The organism is Paracandidimonas soli (genome assembly GCF_004342005.1).
In the GTDB taxonomy this organism is placed as follows: Bacteria; Pseudomonadota; Gammaproteobacteria; order Burkholderiales; family Burkholderiaceae_B; genus Paracandidimonas; species Paracandidimonas soli.
The window spans coordinates 96,667-119,058 of the sequence record NZ_SMBX01000002.1 but is presented as its reverse complement, the minus strand read 5'-3'; the positions used below and the strand labels follow the sequence as shown (position 1 = coordinate 119,058).

Annotated in this window: 19 protein-coding genes and 1 tRNA gene; 8 read left to right on the top strand and 12 right to left on the bottom strand. The window is 61.1% G+C overall.

What is annotated here, in order from left to right:
• Positions 1-162: 162 nt before the first annotated feature.
• Genes EV686_RS04265 through EV686_RS04255 form a run of 3 tightly spaced genes read right to left on the bottom strand, consistent with a single transcriptional unit; the run spans position 163 to position 6,569 of the window.
• The gene (locus tag EV686_RS04265; RefSeq protein ID WP_132473895.1) at positions 163-4,350 is read right to left on the bottom strand and encodes an autotransporter domain-containing protein; all 4,188 of its coding nucleotides are present in this window, start codon (positions 4,348-4,350) and stop codon (positions 163-165) included.
• A 52-nt stretch (positions 4,351-4,402) separates the two neighbouring features.
• Positions 4,403-5,215 (bottom strand): helix-turn-helix domain-containing protein, encoded by an 813-nt coding sequence (locus tag EV686_RS04260; RefSeq protein ID WP_165972493.1) that lies wholly within the window; start codon positions 5,213-5,215, stop codon positions 4,403-4,405.
• The gene (locus EV686_RS04255) at positions 5,208-6,569 is read right to left on the bottom strand and encodes an EAL domain-containing protein (protein WP_132473893.1); all 1,362 of its coding nucleotides are present in this window, start codon (positions 6,567-6,569) and stop codon (positions 5,208-5,210) included. Before EV686_RS04255 ends, EV686_RS04260 begins: the two co-directional genes overlap by 8 nt.
• Positions 6,570-7,017: 448 nt before the next feature.
• Here EV686_RS04255 and EV686_RS04250 point away from each other — a divergent pair, with 448 nt between their 5' ends.
• The 4 genes from EV686_RS04250 (at position 7,018) to EV686_RS04235 (ending at position 10,599) form a co-directional block, all read left to right on the top strand.
• On the top strand, positions 7,018-7,578 hold the full coding sequence (locus tag EV686_RS04250) for a recombinase family protein (protein ID WP_132473892.1): 561 nt from the start codon (positions 7,018-7,020) through the stop codon (positions 7,576-7,578).
• Between the two features lie 29 nt (positions 7,579-7,607).
• Positions 7,608-7,850: a hypothetical protein gene (locus tag EV686_RS04245; protein ID WP_132473891.1), complete on the top strand. Its 243-nt coding sequence runs from the start codon at positions 7,608-7,610 to the stop codon at positions 7,848-7,850.
• A 147-nt stretch (positions 7,851-7,997) separates the two neighbouring features.
• Positions 7,998-9,452 carry a cardiolipin synthase gene (gene cls, locus EV686_RS04240; RefSeq protein ID WP_132473890.1) on the top strand — a complete coding sequence of 485 codons (1,455 nt, stop codon included), beginning with the start codon at positions 7,998-8,000 and terminating at the stop codon, positions 9,450-9,452.
• Positions 9,453-9,642: 190 nt separating this feature from the next.
• Positions 9,643-10,599: an NAD-dependent epimerase/dehydratase family protein gene (locus tag EV686_RS04235; RefSeq protein ID WP_132473889.1), complete on the top strand. Its 957-nt coding sequence runs from the start codon at positions 9,643-9,645 to the stop codon at positions 10,597-10,599.
• Between the two features lie 115 nt (positions 10,600-10,714).
• Here the strand turns inward: EV686_RS04235 and EV686_RS04230 are convergent, their stop codons facing one another.
• From EV686_RS04230 to EV686_RS04215, 4 genes are all read right to left on the bottom strand, one after another.
• Positions 10,715-12,013 (bottom strand): TRAP transporter large permease, encoded by a 1,299-nt coding sequence (locus EV686_RS04230; RefSeq protein WP_132473888.1) that lies wholly within the window; start codon positions 12,011-12,013, stop codon positions 10,715-10,717.
• Positions 12,014-12,041: 28 nt separating this feature from the next.
• Entirely contained in the window at positions 12,042-12,560 is a 519-nt protein-coding gene (locus tag EV686_RS04225) for a TRAP transporter small permease (protein ID WP_132473887.1), read from the bottom strand.
• Between the two features lie 68 nt (positions 12,561-12,628).
• Entirely contained in the window at positions 12,629-13,606 is a 978-nt protein-coding gene (locus EV686_RS04220; RefSeq protein ID WP_132473885.1) for a TRAP transporter substrate-binding protein, read from the bottom strand.
• A gap of 41 nt (positions 13,607-13,647) precedes the next feature.
• Positions 13,648-14,850 carry a glycine C-acetyltransferase gene (locus EV686_RS04215; protein WP_132473883.1) on the bottom strand — a complete coding sequence of 401 codons (1,203 nt, stop codon included), beginning with the start codon at positions 14,848-14,850 and terminating at the stop codon, positions 13,648-13,650.
• A 73-nt stretch (positions 14,851-14,923) separates the two neighbouring features.
• Here EV686_RS04215 and EV686_RS04210 point away from each other — a divergent pair, with 73 nt between their 5' ends.
• Positions 14,924-15,520, top strand: coding sequence for a helix-turn-helix domain-containing protein (locus tag EV686_RS04210; protein ID WP_132473881.1), 597 nt, complete (start codon positions 14,924-14,926; stop codon positions 15,518-15,520).
• Between the two features lie 45 nt (positions 15,521-15,565).
• Here the strand turns inward: EV686_RS04210 and EV686_RS04205 are convergent, their stop codons facing one another.
• Positions 15,566-16,537, bottom strand: a complete 972-nt coding sequence (locus tag EV686_RS04205; protein ID WP_132473879.1) for a Bug family tripartite tricarboxylate transporter substrate binding protein — start codon at positions 16,535-16,537, stop codon at positions 15,566-15,568.
• A gap of 62 nt (positions 16,538-16,599) precedes the next feature.
• A complete protein-coding gene (locus EV686_RS04200; RefSeq protein ID WP_132473877.1) occupies positions 16,600-17,799 on the bottom strand; it encodes a mandelate racemase/muconate lactonizing enzyme family protein in 1,200 nt (399 codons plus the stop codon).
• Positions 17,800-17,988: 189 nt separating this feature from the next.
• On the opposite strand from EV686_RS04200, the gene EV686_RS04195 reads away from it, so the two are divergent.
• Positions 17,989-18,690 (top strand): FadR/GntR family transcriptional regulator, encoded by a 702-nt coding sequence (locus EV686_RS04195; RefSeq protein WP_132473875.1) that lies wholly within the window; start codon positions 17,989-17,991, stop codon positions 18,688-18,690.
• A 75-nt stretch (positions 18,691-18,765) separates the two neighbouring features.
• Positions 18,766-18,842: transfer RNA gene (locus EV686_RS04190), tRNA-Arg, on the top strand.
• 14 nt (positions 18,843-18,856) lie between these two features.
• On the opposite strand, the gene EV686_RS04185 is transcribed toward EV686_RS04190, so the two are convergent.
• Positions 18,857-19,330: an MgtC/SapB family protein gene (locus EV686_RS04185; RefSeq protein ID WP_132473873.1), complete on the bottom strand. Its 474-nt coding sequence runs from the start codon at positions 19,328-19,330 to the stop codon at positions 18,857-18,859.
• A 189-nt stretch (positions 19,331-19,519) separates the two neighbouring features.
• Between EV686_RS04185 and EV686_RS04180 the strand changes: the two genes are divergently transcribed.
• Complete coding sequence (locus EV686_RS04180; protein ID WP_132473871.1) at positions 19,520-20,833, top strand: phospholipase A; 1,314 nt, start codon at positions 19,520-19,522, stop codon at positions 20,831-20,833.
• Between the two features lie 55 nt (positions 20,834-20,888).
• On the opposite strand, the gene EV686_RS04175 is transcribed toward EV686_RS04180, so the two are convergent.
• Both EV686_RS04175 and EV686_RS18790 read right to left on the bottom strand, forming a co-directional pair.
• Positions 20,889-21,641, bottom strand: a complete 753-nt coding sequence (locus EV686_RS04175; protein ID WP_132473869.1) for an ABC transporter ATP-binding protein — start codon at positions 21,639-21,641, stop codon at positions 20,889-20,891.
• A gap of 4 nt (positions 21,642-21,645) precedes the next feature.
• Positions 21,646-22,314 carry an ABC transporter ATP-binding protein gene (locus tag EV686_RS18790; protein ID WP_243650773.1) on the bottom strand — a complete coding sequence of 223 codons (669 nt, stop codon included), beginning with the start codon at positions 22,312-22,314 and terminating at the stop codon, positions 21,646-21,648.
• Between the last annotated feature and the right edge of the window lie 78 nt (positions 22,315-22,392).

The window sequence follows — 22,392 nt, the reverse complement described above, 5'->3', positions numbered from 1 at the left end:
TTGGTTTTCATGCTGTTATGAAACTCAGGCAGTTTCGGCACCTGAAAACCGGATCAAAGCCCGCCAATTGAGCGGGCTTTTTCGTTCAGGCCCCTACTCAATAGAAAAAGCGCGCCGGCCGTCTCTCAACGGCCGGCGCGCCTCGTGCATGCAAGCGATCAGTTAAAAACGCGTTTTCCAGTACAAGGAAGCGCTGTTATCGGTGTTTCCGTCGCCGAACTGGCCTGCGTACGACAAGCCGGCCGATGATTTCTTGCCGATGCTGAACTCTGCGCTCAAATCGACGACCGCCGCATTTTTGGCGATCGGCGCGCCCGCCACCGCAAACTCGGCGCCGCCGCCCTGCCTGAAGGCCATATGACGGCGAGGGTCGATATCGCCTGCGGCATGACGCCACCCCAGGCCGCCTTTCAGGGTCGCCTGCCTGTCCCCCATATCGAGCGCGGTTGCGCCGCGCAGCCCAACAGTCGTGCTCACGACATCGTCATGCGTGCTTTTTCCTCGCAGCGCCGCCACTCCGCCCGTTTCAGCAAAGCTTTTCGCGCGTTGGCTTGCCCATGCCAGGCCAAGGTAGGGTTCGAGCGTACTGGCCTGCCCAAGCGGGAAGGTGTGGGCGAGTTCGGCAAATAGCTGCGTGGTATTCGCCTTATAGCCTGCCTTCAAGGTCTGGGGCCCGCCCACGCTCACACTGCGGCGGGTATCGATATCGTGGTGGGTATAGGCGAAACCACCCAGCCAGTTCAGATTACCTCGGCCGGTAGGCCAGCTGTTGCCAGCATACAAGGCTGCGGTATAACTTGTAACGTCGGACTTGGACGAACGTCCGTCCACCTTGACCTGGCCATCGGTAAAGCCCAGGGCGCCGCCGACACGCCAGCCCTGCCCTGCTTCCGCATCGCCCCCAAGGAACAAGCCTCCGGTCCGAGTGTCCACCTTCGCGGCATTCCCGTCGCTGTCCAGCGTACTCCAGTTGCCAACCACTTCCGCCCACAGCGGATAGCCGGAAGTTATCGCGGAGGCATCTGGATTGGCCGGGACAGGGATGGCGCCGGCCGACAGGCTGTCACGCATCCGGTTGGACAAGGTACGCACCATCAAATGACTGGCATTGAGCAGTGCGGCTTGCGTGCTGCCATGCAACTCACCCGAAATCTGGTTCAACGCATTATCCATGTCAGGGGATGCCAGAACCGCGAAAGCCAGCGGGTTGCCAGAGCCAGCGGATATGACGCCCCGATAGGCGGCCTGCTGGTTCGGGCTCCAGGATGTGCTGTCGATGCCGGCTTCGTCGACTGAAAGGCTGATCTGCACATTCTTCTGGCCATACTGGACCGGATCAAGCCTGACCCTCGCATTTGCAAAGCTGACAGGATCCAGGGTTTCCGAGGCGAATTCATTGACGATATCGCCGGCCTCCGTCCTTACGATGGTATATGCATGGTTGAGCAGATAGCCGCCATCGCCGTTTTCCTGTGCAACAGTCAAGCCGATCCCGGACAGATCAAAGTTGCCGTCCCGGATAACGATAAGGTCAGAGAGACCTTTCCCGTTCACCTCGGCGACATACGCGCCGCTGAAGCCGGCGCTTGTCGCATAGCTTTGGGTGCCGATGGAATTGCCTGGGCTCAACGTGCCGCCGCTGCCGCCCAGCGCGCCCTCTACGAACAGGTTGCCGCCAAGAATCGAACCGTTATGGACATTGGCGTTGCCGTGGATGACGACAGGCGTTGCGCTTGAGCCGCCGTTCAGGACGGAGCCCTGGTCCAGGTCCACGTCACCCCCAATGATCGTGGGCGCGCTGGTGCTGAATGCAACGGTTGTCGATGCCGTACTGATTCCGCCTCCGATGTTGGCGGAATCATTGAACCGCAAGATTGAACCCGTGCCGACAATACTGCCGCCCAGCGTCGCTGCTCCGTTGAATATTCCTTGGGTACCGGTTGATGTCGACAATCCGCCGCCTATCGTCGCGCCGTTATTGAAGATCAGCGTCGCGTTTTCTCCAACTCTCACATTACCGGCAATGGGGGCGCCGCCCTCGTCGACAAACGAGGTCCCGTCTTCCATGCTGACATCGTTGATGCCCTGGACCATGCCGACCCAGCTGGCGCCACTGTCGACAATGAAATTCGTCCGCCCCTCGCGTGCCGGGCTCCCAGGACTCAAACCGTCCAGATCGACGATATCGCCGCGCGCGCTGGAACCGGCTCCAAGGGTGAGATTGACAACGCCATCCATCCCTTCGCTGGAGCGATTGACTTGCAGCAATGTGCCATTGTTCATGGTCAGCGTAGAACCAGAGCCGATCACGATGTTCTGGGTCCGTCCCGCCGAGTTGAGATTGGAAACCAGCGAGGCACGCGCCGCTTCGATATTTGTCCCGACCAGATGCACGGTCGCATCATCAGTCATGACAATGCCGTTGCCCTGCGCCGAACGCAGCATCGAGCCTGTCGCGTTCAAGGTTCCGCCATAGCTGACCCGGGCGGCAACGCTTCCCTCGCCAAGCACATCAACCGACGAATCTGTCAGGTTGACGGTCCCTTTGACAGGTACCGTGCCGTTTCGAGCGCCGGCCACAACGCCAGCGCTATCGGTCCCCATCGTCCGGATCCGGGCGCCAGTGGCATTGATGACGCCTCCCGCCTCCAGGTCCGTTCCGCCAACCGCCACCAGGCCGTTGGCAGTTTCATGCGGCCAGTTGGGATTCGGTTCCCCGCCCACCGTGACGGAGCCTCCGTTCAAATTGACGACGCCGCTCCAGGCCCAGACTCCATCGCCCACTTCCCCTGTCGTCGTGATGTCCACATTGTTTGCTTCGATCGTCGAGCCTTCCCAGTTCGCATAGATGCCATAGGCCATGAACCCGTGAGTCGCGATGGTCGCGTCATTCAATTCTATGCGGCCGCCATGCTCGGCATAGGCGCCATACGCCCGCTGGCCCAGGGTAGTAACCTGCGTCCCGCCTTGCGATCTTATTTCCGAGCCGGCTCCTTTCGCGTACAAGGCGTAAGCCCGCGAACCGTCGCCATCCTGGGAGCCTTGCCCTTTTGGATTGGCTGTCGTTACGGACCCTCCCTCCAGATCGACCACCCCGCCGCCGTCGGCATGCGCCCCATAGCCGCGGATTCCGTTCGTGGTCACATTGGTATCAACGGCCGAAATCGTGGAACCTGAACCTGAGGCGAACATGCCGTATGAATGCAGCCCGTCGGTAGTGATCGAATCGCCATTCAGTGCAGCCGAGCCGCCGTTATGTATGTAAACGCCGTGCGCTTGGTCGCCCCCAGTGCGCAGGCTGGAATCAGTGCTGAGAACGAGACTGCCATGGGCGGCCTCGATGCCGGAGGCGTGGTTGCCCGCCGTGGCAATATCGACATTCCGGACGCCAACGACGCCGCTGGTGGGCTCGGCAGCATCGCCGGCCAGGATGCCCGAGGAATATTGGCCTTCGGTGACGATCCGGGTGCCGTCCACGCTGACCAAGCCCGAACCCAGAGCGCCGCCATACACGCGCACACCGGCTGCAACGTCGCCTTTGGTGGTGATGGAGCCATTTACAAGCTCAGCCGTGGCGCCGTTGAAAACTTCGACGCCGGAGCTGGCTGCTCCTTCGGTAACGATGCTGGTATCGGTTGCGGCAAGGCTTGCGCCCTTGTTCGCAACCTGTACGCCAAGAGAGTAGTTTTCTCCCAGCGTTCTGATCGACACCCGATCCAGACTGACATACGTGTCGATTTCTGCTCCGGCGGGATTCCGATACACCTGCACCGCGTGCCCGAAGTGATTGTGCGTAGTGATCTCGAGATCACGCGCGCTGATCGAACCCCCGTCATTGGCCTGCATGCCAACGGTGCGCTTGCTCCCTTCCGCGGTGATGCTGCCTCCCTGGATGTCCACATGTCCGCCGCCATCGGCGCCGACGCCGGCGGTAAACGCATGGTTGTAGTCCGCGCCAGCGTTCGTGGAATGCGCGCTTATCCCGATATCTGAGTCGATCAAGGTCAGGTTGGCGTTGGCGCCCGTGGCTCTTGCGGTACGGCCGTTTGTCCCCGTCGGATGATCGAGATCATTGGACAGGCTGGTATTTACCAGTGTCGCGCTGCCGCCGGAATCGACACGCAGGACATCGTATGCGCTACCGCTTACCGACGCCCCATCCCCCGTAAGAACCCCGCCGTCAATCACAGTGATCGTGCTTGAGGTCATATTGGATTGTCCCAGGTCGTGCTCGTTGCCAACAACCAGGTCAACCGCGCCGCTGGACGGAACATATCCGAATACACCAAAAAGAGCGACGGCAAGCGCCGTTCGCCTCAGTGCAATCCCGCGTGTCGTAGCTTTACTCATCTCTCACTCCTCGTCCGCCTCTCAAAGAATCGGTGTTTCGTCATTGCTGCAGTTACTGAAAAAGATGGCGGCTCGCGCCATGGTCATTGATTCTTAACAACTTCCTCCGTATGAAGCGCCCTCCCCTGAAAAAATAGCCTTCACCTTGGTAGGAATAGATCGGCACTGATGTGCCTGCTTCCCGGAACTTCCGGCGAAGGCTGGCGACGACGCTCCTCAGGCTTTCGCCGTTCAAGCCATGGCCTGGGTAAAGCGATGAATCATCAAACTCTTTGGAGGTGATCACCTTGGACGGCGATTTAAGAAATCTGCGCATCAGTTTTCGCTCCACACGCGTCAGCGCCACCGCCTCTCCTGTGGGTGCGACAAGGGTCCGGCCGTCATCCTTGAACCCCCAGAAGCTCTTTCCATAAGGGTTCGAAGACGGCGAAGGCGGTTGACGCCGGTGTGACTCAACATCGTCCTCGTCCACGTATGCCGGACCGTCATACAGCGCCGCCAGTATTTCTTCGGCCATCAGCACGTGGTTCGTTCGGATGGAGAAACAGAGATCCACATTCAGCGGCGGACTAAAGGCCTCGAACGAGCGTTCTTCGTTATCAAGAAGCAGGACCACAAATGCGCCCCGCTCATCGCGCAAGGCCGATGCGATGGCGCAAGAATCCTGTGTTTCGTTGTCTGTCCCATCCACCACGATCACATGGGGCCGCAGCATGGGGCGGGCGCCGGAAACCTCGAAAGCAGCCGTCGATACCTTGCAGTTCAGTCCTATTGCGGTGAAATGCTCGAACAGCCTCATGAGCTGAATCGACGCCAGGCTTGACGGCCGGCTCAGCACGAGCAGTGTGATGTCGAACTTATGCACGCGGGCTCCTGCTTTCTTCGCGGTCTTCCCGATTTGCCGACGCGGCGGAAGCGCGGACCATGTGCGCAAACAGAGGAGACGAGCCGTGACTCTCGTGGCCCGATGCAAAAGCATCGCAGACGATTGCCGGCGCGCTCAGCCAGGGAGGCGACACGCCAGGCCGGCCGAGAACGTAGCCCTGGAGGCCATGCGCGCCCCAATCCGCCACGGTTGTCGCGTCGTCCTCGGACTCTACTGCTTCCACGATGACGCATGAACCGAGATGGCTGCAAAGCTTGATGAGCTGCTTCACTACCCTGTCCCGGCGCAGCGATATGGGTTCGTCGCTCAAGGCCAGGCCAGTCTCGTTTATCTTTATAAAATCCGGCTTCGCCCGTAGAGCGAAGCTCAAGGTGCTGTAGCCCGCCCCCATGTCGTCGATGGCAATCTTGCAACCCAACAATCGCAGCGTCCGCAGCAACAGCATTGCTTCGTCGTCAGCGGTAACGGGACTGGTTTCCGTGATCTCGATGGTCAGTCGGCTTGCCGCATCGGGCTGCCCGGACAAGGCATCGAACAATACGCGCCACCAGGCATCGAACTTCAATGACTGGGCAGAGATATTGCAGCCCAGCTTCACGTCGGGATGCGCCTTCAACAAGGCAATATGGGCCCAGAGCACGCTGCGATCCAGCCGGCTTGCCAAGCCTGCTCTTTCCGCGGCAGCGATGTAGTCCGCGCAAGTCGTTAGTCCAGGGGGCGACTGATTGACTCGTCGTCTCAATAGCGATTCCCAGTAGATCACTACATTTCTGTCATGAGCCGATCGGATAGGCTGAAAGGCCAGAACGAGTTCGCCATTCGCCAACTGGGAAAACAGGGAGACCGTCAGCGCCATATCAGCCCTGAAAGCCTTTTCTTTTCCGTTTTTTTCCTTGAGTTTCAGGGTGTCGAACAGGTGGTTCGCCAGTCTGGAGATTCCTCCATCCCGTAGCAGCCTCCATTCGCTATCCGGGCATTCGATCAGCGTGGTTTCGACTTTCAGATATACGCTCGTCGTGCCGCACATCACCGGCTCTTCCATCACAAGAGCATTGAGCTGCTCGCACAGAACGTCCTCATTGCGGATGCTCCCTGCCATGCATGCCGGCAGATCCACGAGGAGGCACGGACCATCCTGGAAGAAAATCCCGGGAACATGTCGCCAGACCGAGGCCAGCCGGTGCTTTACGTGCCTATCGACGATCGACCGTGCGTCGACCGAGTAAGCGGATGTCAATTCGGAGAGATTCGTGATCCGAATGATCGCGAAATAACGCGATACCGCCACACGAGCAGCCATGCGCATTGCGTGGAGATCGATCGGCGTTCTCATTATTTTGTCCGATCGCGCTTAACGACAGAGGCTGGATGGAACTGCGCCATGCCGCCGCCCACGCCATGGCGGGCCGACAAAAGGGACCCCTTGTGTCAGAATGGGACGGTACAAGAAAACCCAGCGAAAGGGTGAAGCTTTATGCCAGTTTTTGTAAAGAAATTTGTAATTCCAAAAGGGGTGCCTTTTGTCAAATCTCGCTACACCCGCAATTTACATATTGGCTTAACACTTGGTAGCATTCTTTTCTCAAAGGAAAGCTTCAGGTTACGTGTCCGGAAGCTGGAGCTTGCTTAGCGCGGCGTCATTGATTCGTTTGGTGTTGAAGTGATATGAGATAGTCCACTCCTTGGCGATGTCATCAACTAAGGGTGACATCAGAGCCGTGCGACGGTCATGTTGTTGCCTGTAACTGGCAAGTGACTTTTTCCACGGGAAGACCATAGAGATGTCAACCAACAATGTACGGTATGGATACGCGCGCGTATCTACCGAAGATCAAAGCCTCGAACTCCAGATAGCCGCGTTGAATCGTGCCGACTGCCTGAGGATCTATACTGACCATGGCGTTTCGGGTGCTGTTCATTCCCGTCCCGGGCTGGACAAACTTATAAAAAGGCTGAAGCCAGGCGATACCTTGGTGGTATGGCGCCTGGATCGCCTGGGCCGCTCGTTGCGATATCTCGTCGACCTGATCGAGCATTTCGGGAAAAAAGATATTCATTTTGTATCATTGATGGAAAGCATCGATACCACAAGCTCGGGAGGACGGCTGCTGTTTCACGTAATGGCTGCGCTGGCCGAATTTGAACGCGCGCTCATCAGTGAGCGCACAAAAGCGGGAATGGCCGCCGCGCGCGCGGCGGGCAAGCATGTCGGCCGCAAGCCATTGTTGAGTTGCATTCAGCGTACGGAAATAGAGATCGCGATCGCGAATGACACTCCCATCGAGACATTGGCGAAACAGTATGCCGTCCATCCCCGGACGCTTCAGCGCTTCCTCGAGTAAATTGATACCCCTGGATACAGGAGATGACGATGCCATATGACTCCCCTGCCGAGCCCATGCCCGACTGGAACGACGCCCCCGCCGGATGGGACTGGCTGGCCCAGGACGAAGACGGCCGATGGTTCTGGTATGCAGTAAGGCCGCAGCCCGGCATCGGCGGCGGCGTCTGGCGCTCTCCGTCCAGGCTCCAGAAATTCGCGGGCCAGGGAAGTGCCAACCCGGCCTGGTTCGACAGCCTGAGAGGACGCCCCGGCACCGACGGCGCCCGCTAAAACAACCCCTGCCCCGCATGCCGGATGCGCCTGCCGATCGCAGCCGCATTCCCGCCACGGCGCCAATAAGCCGCCCTTTAATGCGGTTCTGCCGATATACTTGCCGAGTCGCACAGAACCTATCTATGTAAAGGCGCCTCCTCACGCATGGACGATCTGCATGCCCTGTTCCAGGAATACTGGCCGCACCTGATCTTTGCCGCCGGCATCATCGCCAGCGCCACGGCCGCCACGCATGCAGCCATGACCAAGCAGGACGTGCGCGCCGCCATCGCCTGGGTCGGCGTCATCCTGCTGTCCCCCATCTTCGGTTCCGCCTTCTATCTGATCGCCGGCATCAACCGCGTGCGCCACAGCCAGTTGCAGCAGCAACGCGACCGCAGCTTCCGCCAGTATCTGGGCGAGCAAAACGGCAACTGCCCAGATGTCTCGGACATATCGGGCAGCCAGTTCGACTCGCTGTGCAAGGTAGGCAACCGCGTTTCGCGCTTTCCCCTGCGGTCTGGCAACGCCATCGCACTGCTGTGCGGCGGCGACGAAACCTATCCCGCCATGGTGCAGGCCATCGACGGCGCAACCCGCACCATAGCGCTGCAAAGCTACATCTTCGACAAGGACCGGGCTGGACTGGAGATTGCCCAGGCCCTGCTGCGCGCCCGGAAGCGGGGCGTGGAGATCCGGGTGCTGATAGACGCCGTAGGCGCGAAATACTCGCATCCGCCGATCAACCGCTGGCTCAGGAAACACGGCATACGCACGGCGCTATTCATGACGAATCCGCTGGGCCTGCGCATGCCCTACGCCAATCTGCGCAGCCACAGGAAGATACTGGTCATCGACGGCCGCATCGGCTTTACCGGAGGCATGAACATCCGCGAAGGCTTCGTCCGGGAGCTTGCGGGAACGAAACTGGCCAAGGACACGCACTTCCGCCTGGAAGGCCCGGTAGCGCAGCAATTACTGTCGGTATTCGCCCACGACTGGGAATTCACGACACATGAAATCCTGCCGCATTCCACCTGGTACGAGCCGGAACCCGGGCTGATGCCGGCCAATATCGTGGCCCGCTGCATACAGTCCGGACCGGACCGCACCATCCTGAGCACTCATCACCTGCTGCTGGGCGCCTTTGCCGTCGCGCAGCGCCATATCCGCATCCAGTCCCCCTACTTCCTGCCCGACCTGGTATTGGCCGGCGCGCTGAACACCGCAGCCAGGCGCGGCATCACCGTGGACATTGTCATCCCGGGGAAAAACAACCTGCGCCTGGTCAACTATGCCATGACTGCGCAGTTGGACCAGTTCATCAGGAACGGCTGCCGCGTCTGGCGGCAAAACGGCAATTTCAATCACTCCAAGCTGCTGACCATCGACGAGGGCTGGAGCCTGATGGGCTCATCAAACATGGATCCGCGCAGCCTGCGGCTGAATTTCGAGCTGGACGTCGAAATCTACGACCCCGCCATCACGGCGGAAATCGCCCGGCGCATCGACGCTGATATCGCCGACTCCGTCCCGCTTACGCTGGACGACCTGGCGGCCATTCCGTTCCGCAAGCGCCTGCGCAATCGCATCATCTGGCTGGCCAGCCCTTATCTTTGAGCGCACGTCAAAGTACAGTCGCGGCCGGGGCCGGCTGGTCCAGACTGTATCCGCCTCATACGGCGCATGCCAGATTCTTTGTTTCGGCATCATCCGCCATTTCGATTGCATGCGCCCATAATTCCCATATAATGAATAAATATTCAACATATCGAATATTTCCGGTATTTTGGAATTGCGGAGATTGGGCATGACACATGAACAACGGATCCTGGTAATTGGCGCCAACGGCCAACTGGGAACAGAACTGGCGGCCGGACTTGCCGCACAGGCAGGCAGCGCCAACGTCCTCACCAGCGACATTGCGCCGCAGGGCAAGCTTGCCGAACTGGCCTATGAACAACTCGACGTGCTGGACGCCGCCGCGCTGCGCGACATGGTGGAGAAACATGGCATCACGCAGATCTACCATCTGGCGGCAACCTTGTCCGCCGTGGGCGAGCAATATCCATTGCGTGCCTGGCACCTGAACATGCAGGGCCTGCTCAATGTGCTGGAACTGGCCCGCGAAACCGAGGTACGCGTCTTCTGGCCGAGCTCTATCGCCGTCTTCGGTGAAACCACGCCCGCGCAGGACACGCCGCAGAAAACCATCATGGAGCCCTCGACGGTCTACGGCATTTCCAAGCAGGCCGGCGAAGGCTGGTGCCGCTGGTATCACCAGAACTACGGCGTGGACGTGCGCAGCCTGCGCTACCCAGGCCTGATTTCCCATCGCTCTCCTCCCGGCGGCGGCACGACGGACTACGCCATCGATATCTTCCATGCCGTGCGCAACGGCAAGCCCTACCGCTGCTTCCTCGACCATGACGAGGCCCTGCCGATGATGTATATCGACGATGCGGTCAGGGCGACGCTGGAGCTGATGGCCGCACCGTCCGAAAGCATTCGCGAACGCGGCAGCTACAATCTTGCCGGGCTGAGCTTCACTCCCGCCGAAATCGCCGCGGAAATCCGCCGTCACGTCCCCGACTTCAGCATCGTCTACGAACCCGACTACCGTCAGCAGATCGCCTCCACCTGGCCGGACTCCATCGACGACAGCGCCGCCCGCCAGGACTGGGGCTGGAAACCGGGCATCGGCCTGCCCGAACTGGTGACGGAGATGCTGACCGGGCTCGGATGCCCCTGCTCCGCCACTGCCTGATCGCCGGACACGCGTTTTCCGTGAAAAAGCCTCCCGCTTGATGGCCGGGAGGCTTTTGCTTTTAGTGCCAGTGAAGCCCCGGAACTTCCAGGACGGGCATCCGTTGACCCGCTTGCTATCGCACCCTGCCGGGCAGCCAGGTCGCCAGTTCGGGAACGGCAATCATCAGCAGCACCATCAGCACCATGATCAGGAACATGGGCGACGAGACCTTGGCGAGATAGAGCAGGCTGCGGCCCGTCATGCCTTGCAGCACGAACAGGTTGAAGCCCACGGGAGGCGTGATCTGCGCCATTTCCACGGTAATCACGACAAAAATGCCGAACCAGATCGGGTCGATGCCGGCCTGGCGGATGACGGGTTCGATGACCGCCATGGTCAGCACCACGGAGGAAATGCCGTCCAGGAACATGCCGATCACGATGTAGAACACCATCAGCGCCATCAGCAGCTCCATCTTGGACAGGCCAAGCGACCCGATCCAGGCCGCAAGCTGCCTGGGAAGCCCGGTAAAGCCCATGGCCAGCGTCAGGAAGGCGGCTCCCGCCAGGATCAGCGCGATCATGGCCGAGGTGCGCGTGGCGCCCATCAGGCTGTCCACGAACGTGTGCCAGTTCAGGGACCCCTGGACCGCGGCCAGGATCAGAGCGCCCAGCACCCCGATCGCGGCTGCTTCCGTCGCCGTGGCAATGCCGAAGTACATGGAGCCGATCACGAAAACGATCAGGACCACGACCGGCAGCAGCGCGCGCGAGGCGCGCAGCTTCTCGAGGAATGGAATGGAGGGCTCCGGCCTGGGATTCCAGTTCTTGTCCAGCTTGGAAGCAATGGCGGTATACACCATGAACAGCAAGGCCAGCACGAGCCCCGGGATAACGCCGGCGACGAACAGTTTGGTGATGGACTCGTTCATCGTGACGCCATAGACGATCAGGATGAGCGACGGCGGGATCAGCAGGCCCAGCGTCGCGGCCCCCGCCAAAGTGCCCAACACCAGATGCTCCGGATAGTTGCGGCTGCGCAGCTCCGGGATGGCCATGCGGCCCACCGTTGAGCAGGTGGCCGCCGAAGAGCCCGATACCGCGGCGAAGATGGTGCAGCCGACCGTATTCGTATGCAGCAGGCCGCCGGGCAGGCGCGACATCCAGGGCGCCAGCCCCTTGAACATATCCTCCGACAGGCGCGTGCGATACAGGATTTCTCCCATCCAGATGAACAGCGGCAGCGCCGTCAGCGACCATGAGGACGACGCGCGCCACAGCACGGTCATCATGGCATCGCCTGTGGGACGAGATGTGAACAGTTCGATACCGATATAGGCGCAGCCCAGCAGCGCCAGCCCCACCCATACGCCGCTGCCCAGCAGGAGCAGCAGGATGAGCAGGAAAATCCCGATTACGTAGAATTGATCCATGATTGTTGCTTTTCGGTATCCGGTGTGGCTACTCGACGATGTCGGCCACGATATTGTCTTGCCTGCGCAGCAGCATCGAGACGAAATTGTCGATGAAGCAGATGGCCAGGATGATGGAGCCGACGGCCACCGGCATCTGCACGATCCACAGCGGCGTGGCATCCTGCCCCTGGCTGACATCGCCCAGCATCCAGGACCAATACACCATCGTACTGGCATGCCAGGCCAGCAGGCAGGAGAAAATCGTGGCGATCAGATGGCAGACCGTATCCACCAGATAGCGGCGCTCGCCGAACAGCCCCAGGAGCAGGCTGACGCGCACATGGCCACCGCGGTTCAGCGTATAGGCGAACGCCATGAACGAAGCCGCTGCCATCATGTAGCCGGCGTAATCGCTGGATCCGGGAAAATTGATGCTCAGCGCGCGCGCCGCGATCTGCATCGTGATGATGACCAGGATGGCCACCAGGAAAATGGCCGAAATCACGCCGGCCAATAGATAAAGAGTATCGAGTGGCTTGCGCAACTTGCAAAGCAATGCGGTCACGGGATCGATTCCTTGAGCAGGGTTGAAACAAGCCTGGCCGCAATGGCCAGGCTTTTTATCGAAGCAAGTTAATTGGCTGCCTTATAGGCGTCGATGATGGCTTTCCCATCCGGGCCGGCCTTCTTCAGCCACTCTTCCGTCATGACTTCGCCGAACTTGGCCAATCCAGCCTCGAGCTCGGGGCTGGGGGGCTCGACCGTCATGCCGTTGTCCTTCAGCGTCTGGATGTACTTCGCAGCCAGGCCCTTGACCTTTTCGAGCCCTGTCTTCTGCATGATGTCGCCGCATTCCGTGATGGCAGCGCGGGTCGAATCATCCAGGCCGTTCCATGCGCGCTTGTTGACGAACACGGTATTGCGCGGCAGCCATGCCTGCACGTCATAGAAATGGCTGACTTGCTCCCAGGCCTTGGTATCCACGCCTGTCGTGCTCGACGTCATGAAGCTGTCGACCACGCCCGTGGCCAGCGCCTGGCTGAGCTCCGCGGCTTCGATCTGCATGGGGATCATGCCGGCCAGTTCTGCGATGCGGGCGGTTGCGGCGTTATAGGCGCGGAACTTGATGCCCTTGAGATCGTCCACTGTATTGATGGCCTTCTTGGTGTAGAAGCCGCTGGCGGGCCATGGCACCGAATAGACATAGACCAGATTCTGCGAATCGAGCACCTGCTTCATCTTGTCCAGCGCCGTATTCCACAGCTTGTCCGAAGCGTCGAACGACGAAGCCAGGAACGGAATGGCTTCGATGCCGAAGATGGGGTTCTCGTTTTCATGCGCGGACGTCACGCGTTCGCCGATCTGGGCCTGGCCGGTCTGCACGGCGCGCTTGATATCGTTGCCGGCGAACAGGGAACCATTGGGGTGCGTGACGATCGTCAGCTTGCCGCCCGTCTTGTCCTTGACGCAAACGGCGAATTCCGCCGCGTTCTCGGAGTGGAAATTGCTTGCCGGATAGGCCAGCGGCATGTCCCATTGCTCGGCATGCGCCGCCGTTGCGGCCATACCCAATGCGGACGCGCCCAGCAGAACTGTCAATTTGATGCGCATGGAAATCTCCTTGTGATTTTGTATCGATGTTGCGAATCCGTTCAGATTACTCCCAATTGCTTCCCCACTTTGGCGAACGCATCTACGGCGCGGTCGAGCTGTTCCGTTGTATGCGCGGCGCTCATCTGCGTGCGAATGCGGGCTTTGCCCTTGGGGACGACAGGGAAGGAGAATCCGGTAACATAGATTCTATATCCAAGCATCGCCTGCGCCATTTCTGCCGCCAAGCGAGCATCGCCCAGCATAACAGGGATAATCGGATGTTCACCGGGAATTAGCGTAAATCCTGATTCCGACATCACTTTGCGGAAATACGCACCATTCTGGTGCACTTTTCGGCGCAGCGCAGCGCCCTCCTCGCTCTGGAGCAGCTCCAATACGCGCAAGGTTGCGGCTGCAATGCTGGGCGCGAGCGCATTGGAGAACAGATAGGGACGGCTGCGCTGGCGCAGCAGCGCGACGATCCTGGCGGACGAAGCCACGTATCCGCCTGAAGCTCCACCCATCGCCTTGCCGAAGGTTCCGGTGAGGATGTCCACCTTGTCCGCCACGCCGCAGTAGTGCGGCGTGCCCTGGCCTCCCTCTCCCATGAAGCCCACCGCGTGGGAGTCATCCACCATGACCAGCGCATCGTAGCGTTCGGCCAGCGCACAAATGCCCCGCAGGTTGGCAATGATGCCATCCATGGAGAAAACCCCGTCGGTAGCGATTAGCTTGAAGCGCGCACCAGCGGCGTCGGCCGCCTGCAATTGCGCTTCCAGGTCCTGCATGTCGTTGTTGCGGTAGCGGAAACGCTTGGCCTTGCACAGGCGTACACCGTCGATGATGCTGGCGTGGTTCAGTTCATCGCTGATGATAGCGTCCTGGTCGTCCAGCAGGGTTTCGAAGAGGCCCGTATTGGCGTCGAAGCAACTGGAATACAGAATGGTGTCGTCCTTGCCCAGGTAGGAGGACAGCGCGGCCTCCAACTGCCTGTGGACCGTCTGCGTGCCGCAGATGAACCGTACCGACGCCATGCCGAAGCCGTCCTTGTCCAGGCTGGACCTGGCCGCTTCGATCAGGCGCCTGTCATCGGCCAGCCCCAGATAATTGTTGGCGCAGAAATTCAGTACGCTGCTGCCATCGGCCAGGCGGACTTCGGTGGACTGCGGCGCAGCAATGATGCGTTCTGTCTTGTAAAAACCCGCTTCGCGGATACCCTCCAGGATGGTTTCCACATGGGCTTCGTAACGTGCATTCGACATAGTGAACTCCGATAGAATAGAATTCCAATATATAGGAAACCCATACGGCAGGCAATCGGCTGCCCGGATCATCATGGCAACACGCACGCCCAAGGAAACATCTCCCTCGGACACCCTCGGCACTCCTCCGCGAGTCGGGGAGCATATCCAGCGCCTGCGCATGGCCCGCAAGCTGACGCTGGAAGACCTGTCGCGCGCAGCCGGCGTTTCGAAATCCATGCTGTCCGAAATCGAGCGCAACAAGGCGAATCCCACCATCGCCGTAGCATGGCGGCTAACGAATGCACTGGGGATCAGCCTGGATCAGTTGTTCACGCCCAGCCGCCCGCAAAACAGCATTCGCGTCATGGGGCAGCAAGACTGTCCCACGCTTGCCGGCGAAGACAAGGGCTACCAGTTGCGCGTCTGGGGACCGATCGAGCTGGCGGGAAAATTCGAATGGTACGAGCTGACACTGAACGGCGGCGGCGAGCTAGTGTCCGAGGCGCACGAGCCTGGCACGCACGAGCATCTGACAGTGCTGTCCGGCGCGGTATCTGTGGAAATCGAAGGCGAGCAGCGCAAGCTGCGCGCGGGAGAGACCGCCCGCTATCCCGCGGACGTAAACCATGCCATCCGCAACACAGGCAAAATGGAAGCGCGCGCCCTGCTGGTGGTGATCCACCGCTGAACGAGCGCTCCGCCCTTTCACTGCCCGGCGGGCGGGACTAAGCCTTTACTCGATGGTGATGCCGCGCGATTCGATCAGGTCCTTCCAGCGATGGAATTCCGCTTTCTGGAACTCGGTCATTTGCTCGGGCGTGCTCGGCTCGACCACAAAGCCCAGCTTCTCCAGCTTTCCGGAGACCTCCGGATCCTTGAACCCCTCGATCACGGCATCGGCGATCTTCTTCTTGATATCGGCCGGCAGCCCCTTGGGAGCCGATAGCCCCTGCCAGGAATAGATGACGGAATTGGCCACACCCTCTTCCGCCAGCGTGGGAGTATCGGGAAGCACGCTGGAGCGCTCGGCGCCCGTCACCGCGATCGCCTTCAGCTTGCCCGAGAGAATATGGGGCAGCACCGCGTTCACATTCTGGAAGGAATAATCCACCTGCGATCCCATCAGGTCATTGATGGCCGGCGCCCCTCCCTTGTAGGCCACGTGCATGCCTTCGGTGCCGGTCTGCTGCAGGAACACTTCCGCGGACAGGTGATCCGACGCGCCGTAGCCCGAGTTGGCGAAGCTGATCTTGCCCGGATTGGCCTTCAGTTCCGCCACCACGTCCGCCACGGTGCTTGCCGTCTTGGCCGGCGCCGCCACCAGCACGTTGGGCGCCTGCACCGGAATGCTGATGTAATCGAAATCGGTCAGCGCGTCATAGGTCACCGACTTGTACAGGTGCGGCGCAATGACGTAGGTTCCCAGCGACGACAGCATGAGCGTATAGCCGTCGGGGGCCGAGCGCTGCACATAGGTCGCGCCGATGGTGCCTGTCGCGCCCGCGCGATTGTTGACCACGAAGCTCTGGTTCAGCCGCTTCTGCAGCTGCTCCGCCACGAGGCGGCCTATGGTGTCCGTGGATCCCCCGGGAGGAAACGGGACCACCACCTGGACCGGCTTTTCCTCCGGCCACTCTTTCGCCAGCGCCGGCGCTGCCGCCGTCATGCATCCCAGCACTACACCCGCAACGATCATGTTCTTCATTATTGCCTCCGTTTTTTCGTGGCGCGACGACATATCGGCCACAGATTACCTTCAGATCACTCTTATCGGCTGACGCGGACGACCGCGTCCTCGCGCTGCGCCACCTGCGGGTGCAGCTCCGTTCCAAGCCCAGGGCCTTGCGGCGCCATCACGATGCCCGAACGCACCTCGGGCAGGACCGTCACCAGATCGCGGTACCACGTGCTCAGCGTAGCCCTGACGACCTCCTGGAAGATTGCGGTCGGCGCATGCAGGGCCAGGTGCAGCCCCGCCACCAGCGTGACCGGCCCGGTGCAGTCGTGCGGCGCCAGCGGACGGGAGTACGCCTGCGCCAGAGCGGCGATTTTGCGGCCTTCCGTCAGGCCGCCGCACCATGCCAGGTCCAGCATTACGATATCCAGCGCATCGGCGGCCAGGAGATCGCGGAACGGCACCGTTCCGGCCAAGGTCTCGCTGCCGCAGATGGGCGTGCGCGTCTGGCGCCGCAAATCCGCCAGCGCCTGCCCGTCGCTCATTTTGTTGATGGGGTCCTCGGCCCAGAACACGCCGTACTCCTCCAGCCCCTGGCAGATGCGCACGGCGGCATTGTGCGTCCACAGGCTGTGCAACTCGCACATCACCTCGATCTTGTCGCCGACCGCGGCGCGTATCTTGCGGAACGGCTCCAGTCCACGCTTCAGGTCCGGCAGAGTGATGAGATGCCCGCCGCTGGATGCCGCATAGGCGTCGAACGGCCAGATCTTCATGGCGGTATAGCCTTCGTCCAGCAGGCTCTGCGCCAGTTCGCCGGCATCCCGCATGAACGCCACCTGGTCGTCGTACGGCCCTATCGGCTTCTCCGTTCCGTCCGTGCTGCGACGCGCGACGCCGCCGGTGTTGTAGGCGTAGCCCGCGCAAGTGTTGTAGGCGCGAATGCTGTCGCGCACGCCTCCGCCCATCGCCATGTAGACGGGCAGGTTCTGGCGCTTGCCTGCCAGGTCCCACAGCGCGATATCGATGGCGCTGGCCGCCCGCACTTCCGCGCTGGCGCTGTGGAATCCCACGTAAGGATGCATCAGGTGCGTGGAAACCGCCTCGATCTGCCTGGCATCGCGCCCCAGCAGCCAGGGCGCCACCTGCTCGTGCAGCACGGCCTCCACGGCCTGTGCGCCGCGAAAGGATTCTCCCAGCCCTTTCAGGCCGTCTTCGGTTTCGACTTCCACCCAGATCAGATTGGGACGTTCCTTGATGCGGATGCTGCGGATAGCTGTAATTTTCGACATGGATCTTCAGACTTCAAAGAGTGGCTCGGATTGAACGGCGCAGGGTCCATCCTGTTTCCGTTCACGCATCGCATCGTCGTTCAAGCCAGAAAAGTTGTCAATTACAATGGAAAGTTGTATTACTAATAATGATCGATGTACCTGCCGATCGTGCGTGTCCGTTGACCATATTATTCCGGGGCTCCCACAATGACCATTTCCCCCCTCAGCGATATGGCGTATCGCCAGATCCTGGATTTCATCCAGCACGAAGGCCTGCAGCCGGACGACCGCCTTCCCGCGGAAAACCGGATGGCGGAAACGCTGGGCATCTCGCGCCCCGTAGTACGCCAGGCGCTGGCAAGACTGCGCTCCGAAGGCTGGGTCCACGCCCGCCGCGGCTCGGGCAATTTCGTCGGCAAGCCTCCCGTTTTGCAACACACGTCATTCGATCCGCTGCAGAGCATTCCCGACGTGCGCAACTTCCTGGAGTTCCGCCGCCTGATCGAAGGAGAAAGCGCCGCCTGCGCGGCGCGCCACGGCACGCCCGAGATGATAGAGAACATCACCGCCAAACGCCGCCAACTGGATGCGGCCATGTCGCGGGGCGAACCAGGCATCGAAGAGGACATCGCCTTCCACGGGGCCATTGCCGTGGCCAGCGGCAACCGTTTCTTCTCCATGACCATGGCCGCGCTGGCCGAGCAGACCCGTATCGCCATCCGCCTCATCCGGGACCTGTCTCCGCAGCCCGGCATCAAGCGCGCCGCCGATACGCGGCGCGAACACCATGCCATCGACAACGCCATCCGCAGCCGGGATCCCCAGGCTGCGCACGATGCCATGATGGCGCACCTGCGGGGCGGGCTGGAACGGCTTTTCGGAATTTCTGAAACTCGGCCAAGAGACTGATACCGCAAAGGGTTCACGCTTTTCACACCATTCCCGCAGTCAGGGTAAAATGCTTGATTGCCTGAAGCAAGAAGTCTGCCCTTAGCTCAGTTGGATAGAGCACAAGTCTTCTAAACTTGGGGTCACAGGTTCGATTCCTGTAGGGCAGGCCATTTTCCAGATCGCATCAGCCTTTTCGCTCCACGCGGCTTACAACCGCCAGGACAAACAAGGCAACGAGCGTGCTGGCCACGGCGGTGGCTTCTCGTCCATAGCCTGCCGCCATGCCGATGGCCGCGGCGACCCAGATGCTTGCGGCCGTCGTCAATCCTCTTACCGCCTGGTCTTTTTCCTGCTTCAGGATGGCGCCTGCCCCGAGAAAGCCAACCCCGGCAATCACGCCCTGCATCACCCTGCTCATGTCAGCCACCTGCATGCCGCTGGCAACCGGCACCAGAACGAATATCGCAGCCCCCAGGGAAACAAGCATATGCGTGCGCAAGCCCGCGTCTTTTCCCCGCCTCTCGCGCTCGTAGCCGATGGCGGCTCCCAAAGCGACGGCGAGCCCCAGGCGAAGCACGATTATCGTGGCCTCTTTGATGTCCGCGATATCGGAAAACTCGCTTGCCACTGTCTGCCAAATCTCGGCCAATGCTGACATGGAATATCCTTTGATTTCCGGGGCGCAACAGCCAAAACGGCATATCCCGGCAGACTGCGAAAACTCGGGAGTTACATCGCGTAGCGTGCACCCGCACATTCCGGTGTAAATTAACCCGCCTGTCCGAAAGGCTGCGGGCCGATATGCCCTTCGCCCCACGATTACCGCCAACACAATACATCCGTCAAAATGAGTTCCGCAAGTTCCGTGCTTCGTTCCCGCCTTCCCCGCATCGTCCTCCTGGCTTCGCTTGCCCTCATTGCCGCATTCGGCGCATCGCGCGCGCACGCCGGCATCCAGTACACGCTGGAGCAGGCGCATGCCGTGCCCGGAGAAACCGTCACCATCCGCGCCGTCCTGTTCAACGATACGGACAGCGCACTGGACTGGACGCCGCCGGAGAACCTGGTGCTGCAGTGGCGCGGCAACGACGGCAGCGCGCTGCGCAGCCTGGCGGCGCTTTCCGCCGGCTATGGCAGCGTCAGCGTGCCGGTCAACAACTTCGTCACCTTCACCTGGAGCGCCGTCGTCCCGCCATCGCTGACAGGCCTCCAGGCAGTCAACGTCGAGGGCACGCCCACGCTGCTCGCACTGGACACCAGCTCATTGGAAGGCAGCTCCATCGCTGGAACTCCGGCCAACGGCCCGGTGCTGGCGTCCTTGCCTGGATCGCGGGAGCTGGCGCCGGCGGATCCGGCCACGGTGGCCGCAGCCGGCGCTTCAACGGAGTCCGGCCCCGCGCCGGCCGAGGTGGCCGCGAGGCCCGCCTCGCACTCCCCTTTCGAGAGCTTCCGCAATGCGCTGTCGCCGCACGATCCCATGTATTTCCTGCTGGGCAACAAGGGCGGCCTGAACGCCCGCTTCCAGCTGAGCTTCAAGTTCCGCCCGTTCACGCCGCCCAGCCCCGACAAGGCCGGCTTCATGAACCACTGGTACGTGGGCTATACCCAGACCTCGATCTGGGACCTGTCGTCCGACTCCAACCCATTCATCGATACGACGTACAACCCCAGCCTGTTCTGGCAAAAGGACGCCATTCTCCAGTCGGATGACAGGCGCTGGTTCATGGGCCTGACCTCCGGCGTGGAACACAAGTCCAACGGCAAGGAAGGCCCCGATTCGCGCTCGATCAACGATGTCTTCATCCAGCCTGAATTCAGCCACCGCTTTGCCGGCGGCAGCACGCTGACCTTCGCGCCCCGCATCAAGGCCTACTTCAAGGCCGACGAAACCACGCCGCACTATCGCGACTACGCAGGCAATGTGGACTGGAAACTGCGCTGGGCGCAGGACAATGGGCTGGTGCTTTCCGGCATGTACCAGCAGGGCAAGCACGGACGCACAGCAACGCAGATCGACCTTGCCTGGCCGCTGCGCCGCACGTTCCTGAACATGGGCGGCTATTTCCATGTCCAGTACTTCCAGGGATACGGCATGACGATGCTGGACTATCGCGAGAAGACGTCCCCGCAAGTCCGTATCGGCCTGTCGCTGGTACCCTGATCCGCAACAGGACGGCCAGGCCCGGGATGCCGGCGCATTGCGTGCGCCGGCATTCTCAAATGGAAAGCAGGCTGCGCAGCTTTTCCTCATCCTGCCGCAGTGCCGAAAGGCTGCCGTCATAGCGCACGCAGCCTTTCTCCAGCACATAGGCGCGCTCGCATACCAGCGCGGAGAAATGCAGGTTCTGCTCGGACAGCAGCACGCTGACGCCGTGCGCCTTCAGGGCCTGGATCATTTCCACCATCTGCTCGACCACCACGGGCGCGACACCTTCGGAGGGCTCGTCCAGCAGCACGAGATACGGATTTCCCATGAGCGTGCGGGCTACCGACAGCATCTGCTGCTCTCCCCCGCTCAGCAGGCCCGCCGGGCGCTTCAGCAACGGAAGCAGCAAAGGGAACAGATCCAGCAGGCGCTCGACAGTCCATTGCGGAACTTCGCTTCCATCCGGCCAGACGCGGACCGGCTGCCGACCCAGGTCCAGATTCTCCAGCACCGTCAGCTCGGAAAACACGCGCCTGTCCTCGGGCACATAGCCCAGTCCGCAACGCGCGGCCTGATACGGCTGCAGGCGCAGCAGATCATGCCCCATGAAGTCCAGGACGCCGCTGCGGCGCGCCACCAGTCCCACCAGGCTGCGCATGGTCGTGGACTTGCCTGCACCGTTGCGGCCCATCAGCGCGACGACTTCGCCGCGCCGCACCTCCAGCGACACATCGTGCAGGATCTGGGCCTCGCCGTACCAGGCGCACAGCCCCGCGACGCGCAGCAAGACTTGCTGCGCGGAAGTCCCGGATGATGAAGGCATGTGCTCACCTGGCATCGAAAGTCTTCCCCGTCCCGAAGTAAACCGCCTGGACCTGTGCATGGCTCTGTATCGCTTGTGCGTCGCCCTGCGCAATCAGCCTGCCCCGCGACAGCACCACGATGCGATCCGCGTAGCCGAACACCACGTCCATGCTGTGCTCGGTGAACAGGACGGCCATATCGCGCTCCCTGGCCAGCCGCCGCACCAGCGCCATCAGGCCTGCGCGCTCGGAAGGCGCCATGCCCGCCGTCGGCTCGTCCATCAGCAGCAGCCTGGGCCGCGCAGCCAGGCTGACGGCCAGTTCCACGCGCTTGACGTCGCCATAGGCCAACTGGCTGCAGGGCAGGTCCGCCTGGTCCCGCATGCCGACCTGATCCAACAGCTCCAGCGCAGCTTCGCGCCCGATATCCGCCGCGGCCTTCCAGGCATTCCAGATCCTGCCCTGACTGGCCATCAGCGCAATCTGCACATTTTCCACGACCCGCATCGAAGCAAACAGCGTCGATATCTGGAATGTGCGTCCGATCCCCATGGAGGCCATCGCGCCCGACGGTCTTCCCAGCAGCTCCGTCCCGTCGAACAGCACCGAGCCTCCGTCCGCTTTCAACTGCCCGCCAAGCATATTGAATGTCGTACTTTTTCCCGCACCGTTCGGTCCGATCAGCGCCAGCATCTCGCCTGGCGCAAGGGAAAACTCGACCTCGTCCACGGCCACATTTCCACCAAAGCGCTTCGTCAGGCCCCGAACGTT